General features: G+C 54.1%; 7 protein-coding genes, 1 tRNA gene and 1 pseudogene. 7 read left to right on the top strand and 2 right to left on the bottom strand.

Annotated elements, in window-relative coordinates; all coding sequences use genetic code 11:
* Both ALO80_RS24760 and ALO80_RS24755 read left to right on the top strand, forming a co-directional pair.
* Window positions 1-200 (top strand): annotated as a pseudogene (locus ALO80_RS24760) (ABC transporter permease); the annotation flags it as partial.
* A gap of 1 nt (window position 201) precedes the next feature.
* Window positions 202-1473, top strand: a complete 1272-nt coding sequence (locus tag ALO80_RS24755) for a methyltransferase (protein ID WP_055010905.1) — start codon at window positions 202-204, stop codon at window positions 1471-1473.
* Between the two features lie 296 nt (window positions 1474-1769).
* Here the strand turns inward: ALO80_RS24755 and ALO80_RS24750 are convergent, their stop codons facing one another.
* Together ALO80_RS24750 and ALO80_RS24745 are read right to left on the bottom strand one after the other, a co-directional pair.
* Window positions 1770-2096, bottom strand: coding sequence for a DUF6124 family protein (locus ALO80_RS24750; RefSeq protein ID WP_055006253.1), 327 nt, complete (start codon window positions 2094-2096; stop codon window positions 1770-1772).
* 438 nt (window positions 2097-2534) lie between these two features.
* Window positions 2535-3548: a DnaJ domain-containing protein gene (locus ALO80_RS24745; RefSeq protein WP_055010904.1), complete on the bottom strand. Its 1014-nt coding sequence runs from the start codon at window positions 3546-3548 to the stop codon at window positions 2535-2537.
* A gap of 474 nt (window positions 3549-4022) precedes the next feature.
* Here ALO80_RS24745 and ALO80_RS32665 point away from each other — a divergent pair, with 474 nt between their 5' ends.
* From ALO80_RS32665 to ALO80_RS32140, 5 genes are all read left to right on the top strand, one after another.
* Entirely contained in the window at window positions 4023-4250 is a 228-nt protein-coding gene (locus ALO80_RS32665) for a hypothetical protein (RefSeq protein ID WP_159420677.1), read from the top strand.
* 56 nt (window positions 4251-4306) lie between these two features.
* Window positions 4307-4382 (top strand) — tRNA-Thr (locus ALO80_RS24735).
* Between the two features lie 598 nt (window positions 4383-4980).
* Window positions 4981-5391, top strand: a complete 411-nt coding sequence (locus ALO80_RS24730) for a hypothetical protein (protein ID WP_055010902.1) — start codon at window positions 4981-4983, stop codon at window positions 5389-5391.
* A gap of 620 nt (window positions 5392-6011) precedes the next feature.
* Window positions 6012-7043, top strand: coding sequence for a hypothetical protein (locus tag ALO80_RS24725; protein WP_055010901.1), 1032 nt, complete (start codon window positions 6012-6014; stop codon window positions 7041-7043).
* A gap of 419 nt (window positions 7044-7462) precedes the next feature.
* Window positions 7463-8257 carry a hypothetical protein gene (locus ALO80_RS32140; RefSeq protein WP_235812512.1) on the top strand — a complete coding sequence of 265 codons (795 nt, stop codon included), beginning with the start codon at window positions 7463-7465 and terminating at the stop codon, window positions 8255-8257.
* Window positions 8258-8266: the final 9 nt, after the last annotated feature.

Genomic DNA, 8266 nt, shown 5'->3' with positions numbered 1-8266 from the left:
TCAAGGCCAGCGCGCTGGCCAGCACCGTCACCCTGCTGGAACTGACCGGCATGGCGCGTACGATCATCGCCCGCACCTACCTGCCGGTTGAAATCTTCTTCGCTGCCGGTATGTTCTATCTGGTCATGACGTTCGTGCTGGTGCAAGGCTTCCGCCTGCTGGAAAAGCTCTTGCGTGTAGACGCCAGTCAGGGGCGCTGATATGAAGGGTGCTGGCGTCGATCCAGTCAGCACCTTGCCCCGCGAGGCCGCCACTATGCCCTCTGAACCTTGCTTGCAGGACGAACACCTCGGCAGCCACTTCCGTGCGCTGGACAGCTTTCTGTTCGCGCATCAGGCCTTGTGGCGACCCAAACCGTTCACGCACCTGCGCCTGCCCTGGGAAGACAAATACCCTGAGCTGGCGCACTGGCTGCGACAACGCACGCTGGAGCAGGCCGAGGCCGCGCACAACCACCCGGAGCGCCTCGACGCACCGTTCCCGTTCACGCAACTGGCCAGCGAAGCCGTTGCCCTCAGCCATGTCTGCGAATTGCCCGCTCACCCTCTGCAGCCCGTCGATGCGCGCATGAGTGTCGACGTGCCGGGGCGCAAATGGCAGCAGATCGAAGCCTTCGCCAGCCATCTGGACAAACGCGACACTGCGACTCACTGGTTGGACTGGTGCGCGGGCAAAGGCCATCTGGGGCGTCGGCTGATCGAGCGTGGTCAGCGCCTGACCTGTTTGGAGCGCGACCCCGCGCTGATCGAAGCGGGCCTGACCCTCAGTGCCCGGCAAGGCATCGAGGCGCGGCATGTGCAACAGGACGTAATGGCCGACGACGCCTGGCGCTGCCTGCAACCCGAACACACGCCCGTGGCGCTGCATGCCTGCGGCGACCTGCACATTCAGTTGATGGAGCTGGCCAGCCAGACCGGCTGCCGCTACATGGCAATCGCGCCATGCTGTTACAACCGCACGCGGCACGACCTTTATCAGCCGCTGTCCGGCGAAGGCAAGGCGTCCGGTTTGAAGCTGTCGCGAGACGAGCTCGGACTGCCACTCAGCGAAACCGTGACAGCCGGCGCTCGGGTACGTCGTCAACGCGACAACTCGATGGCCCGCCGCCTGGGCTTCGACCTGCTGCAGCGCAACCTGCGCGGCATCGACGACTATCTGCCCACGCCTTCGCTGCCGACATCATGGCTGAACGCGTCCTACGCAGACTATTGCGGCCATCTGGCACAATTGAAAAATCTGCCGGCTCCCGGCCAGCAGGACTGGCCTGCTCTGGAGGCCGCTGGCTGGAAGAGGCTGGCCGAAGTGCGCAATCTGGAGCTGGTCCGCGACCTGTTCCGCCGGCCGCTGGAAATGTGGCTGGTGCTGGACCGTGCGATGTATGTCCACGAGCAGGGTTATAGCGTCAGCGTTGGCACTTTCTGTGACAGCCGGATTACACCGCGCAACCTGCTGATTCTGGCTCGAAAATCGTGATGTAAATGGATTGAGCAACCTGTGGATAAGTCTGTTGATGAAAATGTGGATGAGTGCGTTAAAGCTTGGCGCACCAGTTACTGAAGCCCCTTATTTTTTCCCGCAATCCTTTCCGTAACCCGCAAAAACAATGCCTTGCGGCCCATTCCGTCCAAATGCGTATATCTGGTAACACGCGCATTTCTTTATGCAGCAATTGTGCATAAAGATTTGGTAAAGGCTCTGGAACAAGCCTTTTGCGTGGCTCGATCATGCACATGCAAAGTGCCTGTGCATGACCTGTCTGGCGCGAGGTTTCACACCTCTTCGACACACTCCAGCGAACGCTCGACCATGACGCTCGCCATTTCCACCATGTGCATGGAGGCGAACAGCAGATCACGTTGCGAACCGGTCAGTTCATTGCCCAGTTCGTGCGCGGTGGCCGATGCACAACGCAGGAAATCCAGTGCATGTACCAATGTCGCTTCCAGGCTGATGAAGTCGAACTTGCTGTCCTGGGCTTCCTTGGCGGGTCGCGAGACCGGCAGGTAATACGCCATGGCACGCTTGACGACGGCATTATCGAAGACCGGCGCGGTGCCGGACTGTTTTTTGGGGGGATCGGGGGTAATTTTGACCATGCTTAGCTCCTTCTATGAAGTCGCTGCCTTTTCGCTACTAAACGAAGGGCGGCAACTGTACGCGAGTTAGTAGACCGGTGAGCTAAGAACCGGCGCACCCGAAGGCGCCAAGCGCACAGTCGCCATAGCATCGGGACAACGCCTGATGAAGCGCGGCTGTGTTACGCCTTAACTCACTACGGGCTACTAAACCCGATCGCTGATATGCAGCGACGGGCGGAGAGTAGAAGCACATATCGAGGGGCGCAAGCGGTCAGGGATTCTCTCGGAAATGTCCTTCAAAAGAAAGAGATCAAGCCTGCAAAAACCGGCCTGAAAGCGTTGCAAAACATGATCTCAACACACGTGTGCAGAACCCGTTGGGAGCGGACCGGGCGACGCTTCGCTTGTCCGCGAAGACTGAACAGGCAACGCCGCATACACGTCACGGCTCAACCGCTAAAACTGATCCTCCTTCAACCGCGCAAACGGCACACTGCGATTCTGCAGCTTGCGCAGCGTCAGCTTATAAGCGCTGGACTTGATCTGACTGCCCATCGGCGTCTCCTCCAGCAAGATCCGGCCCGACGCAAAAGCGCAGCCCGTGCTCATCATCTTGTACTTGAGCAGATACAGCCCCGGGTCCATCTTGGCAAACGTGAACACCGCTCCGGCTGGCACGAACGCATGCCGAAACGCCCTGCGCCCCACCGCATCCGTGACCTTGGCATACACCGCCGACTCGCCAGCCGAATTATCCACAGTGATCTGCGACCAGCCATTGTCCTTGAGCACCGGCATGTCCTTCACATAGCCCGGCTTGTCCGGCCACGGCGCGCCCATCGGATCAAGCGCCGGCACTTCACACTCGGAGGCCGCTGCATCCACCGGCTTGGCAGGGCTGGCCGCAGGCTCCTCAACCGGCGTAGCGGGCGCTGGCTTGACCCACGTCTGCGCAACCGGCACAGGCTCGGCTGGCACATAGGCCTTGCCTGCATCCGGGTCGTAGCCCATCCATGCCCCGCCCGCACAAAACACCACAAACACCAGCGCCCAACGCCACGCGCTGCGGCGACGCTTGCCATGGGAAGATGATGCAGCGGAAGAAGAAGCCTTGGCAGTCGGGCCCGGCCGAGCCGCCCGAGAAGGCGTCACAGTGGCTGCAGCAGAAGTGGCGGCATACGCATGAACAGCCTGGCCACCCGCCGCACGCGCCTGCTTGCGACGCAGCGCGTCCATACGCGCCTTGTGCTCATCGGCGGCAAGCTGCGCGTCATACGCCGCACGCCGTGAAGGGTCCGCCAGCACATCGTGGGACGCGTTGACGACGCCCATCATGTCCGAGGCGTACGGGTCGGGATTCCTGTCCGGATGCAGCTTCTGCGCCAGCTTGCGATAAGCCCTCTTGATCTGCTCAGGAGAGGCATCGCGAGCAACACTCAGCAGCTCGTAATGCGTAGGCGTTCTCTGCATTGCACTTGCTGTCCATGGCTGACTGCCATTTTTGATACAGCTATATCGGCCAAAAAGCCCATATCTCCAGTGCAAATGCCACGCAAGCAGAGCCAGCCCACAAGAAAATGCCCGAATCCAGAGGATCCGGGCATTTCTTGAAACATCGATGAAGCTTTCGTGAGCGTCCAGACGCACATTCATGCGATTCAGACAGCCATCCTCAGCCCCACCCTGCGCAAAGCCGAAAGGCCAGACGCAACTGCAAATATCCTTCAACAACTCTTCAGTGAATGACCCGTCTGCGGCATACAACACCCCAAGTCCGGTTACGATCCATCGCGCCACTCATGAGATAGTCCTTTATCTGCCTGGCTGAAAAGCTAACGACCCATGCTGCTGACTCAGTAGCCTGGGCCGTTGAGAACAAGCCTATGCAAAGCCCTCCGCTCCCGCAACCGCCCCAAAATGCCTAGCCCCGCTCCGCGCTCTTTCATGCACCAGATAGCCATCAACGCTGGACACATCGGTTTGCGCGACCAGGTTAAAAAACCAGCGCTCCGATCTGCACAAGCTGTTCGTGCCAGCAGCAAAATCAACACCCAAAACGGCCCCGATCCGCCCCACCAAACAGACCATTCCGCCAAAACCAACAGAAACGTCCTGCACCACCACCCGCCCGTATCCGACCCGAAGCGCCAATGGTCGATTTTTTTCAACTGAATCAGACAGCTAGGCTTTACAAGCGCATCAGACTCTATATACTCGCAGCCCATTACGCCGGTATAGCTCAGTTGGTAGAGCAACTGACTTGTAATCAGTAGGTCCCGGGTTCGACTCCTGGTGCCGGCACCATATAAATCAAGGGCTTGCAGCGATGCAGGCCCTTGTTTTTTGTCCCGCACGTAACAACGCACGTAATAAGCCGTCCAGAACGACGCTTCCCAGGGCCAGCGGGCATCCTGAATTCGACCAGTAACAGGTAGTGATAGCCTCAAAAATTGAGCCTCACGAGGATGTGTGCGCACATGTCTGCCACACACCCTACACACGGGAAAAAATTTTCCGGTGCATACCTAAAAAGTGCGTCAGAAGTGTAAGTGAGATTTTTAATCTCTATAAAATCCTTCTAAATCAAAGGGTTAGAAAAAATACCTAACCGTAAGTAGACTGTCAGAAAGGCGTAAGCCCAGAACAGTTTGTGACTGTAAGTGAGCGCCTCTGTAACCTGCTGTTTTTAAAGGATATTTTTTAACACTTTCTCTCGCTTACACTTTTTGACGACTCGACTGTAAGTGAGGATCCTCAATGATTACGGGGGTTACAGGGCGTTTTCTCGCTCACTTACACCGCTTACGCGTCAGGAGGGGATATCCCGGAAAAAGGTTTTCAGTGGCCCACCTGGAAGCACCCTCAAAACCATCCTCGCCTCACATCGCTGACCGGAGAAATCATGCCGAAGCCCAGTACCCGCGCCCCTATTCCACAAATCGAGATGATCAAGAAGGGTGGTCAATGGGAGGTTCACTGGGATTATCAGGAGGGACCCGCGAGCTTGGTGCTGTTCAGCCGTGGCGAATATCTGCGCGGATACATAGATGGGGTATTGGACATGCTCCGCATCGCTCCAGAGAGGGTTTGCTGTGCGAGCGGTGTGACTGGCACCGTCAAACGGCTTGATCAGAAGCAAGCCGAGGCACTGCACAGTGCCTTAAGTCAGTTGCTGATACCGATGGTAGAAGCTGAATTCGCTCGAATAGCTCGCAACACGAGTCTTCCCCACCTTCGCAGCACCGACGCAATCGAATGCAACGTTGGAAACGTCGTTGATACGCTTGCAGCCCCCGATCCGCTTAGCCTGTAAAGGTCAGAACTGATCTAACCACCGCGCCCCTTATGCACAGTTTTGGGACCAGTGTCGATTTAGAAAATTGCCCCATTCCTTGGTTTTCCAATTTTCGAACCAGTCTGGCCGGGCTTTCGAGGATTCGCCCCTCCGGCGCGGTCCTGTCGTTCGTTGTGCAAGGCAATGACATTTTTCTTCATAACCTTGCACGCTGTGCAATTGCCGCTCTCCTGCGCAACCCCACGGCTGGCTTGGGCTGGAGTACTGCTTTCATCGCATCTGGATTTGCACAAAAAACGGACGCAGAGCCCGTCGGCGGGAGGGGGATAAGTGCATTTGCGGGTTGTTTTTTATCCAAACAGCAGTTTTGTCTCTAATACAGGGTGGACCAGGTCAGAAGAGTTGGTGGACTGCACGTGACAGCAGCCGCTACGTGTTTCTTTTCATGCGGGTTCGTGTAAATACGTGTTGATTCGTGCAAATACGTGTTGATTCGTGTTGTGCCGGCTGGGCAGGTTGAGCCAGAATGCCTCCACGAGCGATGGAGCGCCCATGGTATCCAGAGAGGGTCAAAAACCCTCAACCAGTGCCGGTACGCGCCGCGTAATCATTAGTTTGAAATAGGCAGGAGAGACTGGGTGCTGAGCGATGCAGATAGTAGACTTTCGGCTGTCATTTTTGAACTGATCAAAAAGGCGACGAACCAGCAGGTCGTTAGAGACTTTCTCCAAGAAAAGGGCGTCGCTACGTCCGGAAACTGGGAAGTACTGTATGAGAAACGTATCTTACCAGCACTGCAACAAAGCATTTTCACTATTACCGATCTGCGCGAGCTCTTGCAGACAGTTGAAGAGTACGGCCGTCAACACACTTTTTTGTATCAATGTGAAGCCGACAGGGCACAAAGCCTGATCAATCCTGCACGCGTACGTACAATTGCTCGTGAAGAAAACCTTGAAGCTCTCCTAGATACGCCGCTAGATATTAACTTCCCAGACACACCTACAATAGTTGACATACGTATATTCCATCCCGACCCTGCTTTAATTCCAGTAAGCCTCACGATTAAGATTATCGAGAAGAGGATTACAAAAGTTTTCGATTCAGAGCAAATAGATCGTGAAGCAGGGACTATTACAAAGAAATACAACTTCACTGAAAAGCGCGCAGTAAATATTGCGACATTGAATCATGAAGGGCTTTTGGAGCTCCGCATCGCCTCACAAGATAACTCAACCAAGTACACAAACTTGGTTAGGGATATGTTTATGAGAATACGTAAATTCATACCAATAGATGGCTTCGGTGCGATCTCTCTTGGCGCAGCTAAAGATAAAATATTAAAAGACAGAGTTCCACTAGCGCAAGAGTTTAGGTACAGCAATTCCACCGCAGTGAACAATCTTGGTGCAGTGCTGCAACTTTCGTCATCATCTCAAGATGATAACCTTTCGTCTGATAACGGCTCGATGGCAGCAATTGATAGCTTCTTGGCAGGTGACGGCCATGTGACGGGAGCGAACGTTTACGCTAAAATACAAGGTACAAACCCGCAACGCGAAATTCACTTGTTGCTGGGTGGCGACGTCAACGAGTTCGCGGTCCCAGGTGCATGCTCCGCAGGAGACTACTCATATGTACGCGGAAAAGTTATCTCCCTTAATACGTAGTTTTCCGCAGGATGCGGAAGCTCTACGTAGGATGGAGAAGTATCTTTGCGACTTCGAAGATCGGAGAGCTAACGATTTGCCGAGGATGCGACTTAACCCCTCTTTAATGTTCGATATCCTCCAGGCAGGGAGCAGTTCTCGTTTGTCCCGGCTAATAGCTATCCTGATTGAAGGGAAGGTTTTTCGTCGACAGGTACTGGTACGCTTCCCGTCAGGCGCTGGCTTGACGTTTGCATCATATTCAGAGCTTCCCTCTGTTGTTCGAGATCCTGTACAAGATATTGAGGTTGAAGTCACAGAAGACAATATCGAACCTTCTTATATTTTGGTGCCCAATGAGGCCTGTCGAAGTATTCGAACGATTCAACTTGATTTGGAACGACACATTGCCTCATGCAAGATTTAGGCAGATCCAGTTGATGAAAGAGCAACTTCCAAAGGAGCATTGGGAGTTAGTCGATAGCATGCTCGATGCAAAGCTGTCGAATGTGGAAGACAATCCCCAAGCTACTGTTGTGTTCCTTATTCATGGAATACAAACAGACGGTGCTTGGCACAATCTAGTGGAAAAAGAACTTGGCTCCTTGCCGCATACTAATGTTGAGGGACTTGGATACGATTTCGTTTCTGGACTTCAACTCGCATCCCCGGTCCGTGGAACGCCCATCCACAAAATAGCGCAGTCCATTCGAGAGGCTAAGTCCTTAGAACCTAATGCTCAGTTTATGGTTATCGCCCACAGCTTTGGCAGTTATATTCTAAGTCGAATCCTAGCTACATCTACGGACATCCGTTTTAGAAGAATCATTCTTTGCGGTTGTATTATCCCTACCAATTACCCTTGGGGACTATACACCAAAGAAATGGAAAAGCGGTCCATACTCAACGATGTAGGAACCCGAGACTTTTATCCGATCCTCGCAACTGTCGCGAGTTTTGGTTACGGTAGCTCAGGCAGAAAAGGCTTTCAAGTACCATACGTTAAAGACCGTTACTTCGACTATGCTCATAGTGACTTCTTCGAATCACAAAATAATCACATTGCAAAATATTGGAAGCCATTTATCGCTAACGGCGATATTGTGGAGTCTGAGTGGGACCAAAAAAAGCCGAAGCTGACAAATACAATAAACATGCTAACGCACCCATGGATTGGGCGTTCCTTATTTTATACCGTCATTATTGGCGCAGTAGCCGCTTATTGCGTCTGGTAAGCTTTAATC

Source organism: Pseudomonas caricapapayae (assembly GCF_001400735.1).
Lineage (GTDB): Bacteria > Pseudomonadota > Gammaproteobacteria > Pseudomonadales > Pseudomonadaceae > Aquipseudomonas > Aquipseudomonas caricapapayae.
The sequence above is the reverse complement of the archived record's forward strand: the minus strand, read 5'-3'. Positions and strand labels throughout refer to the sequence as shown.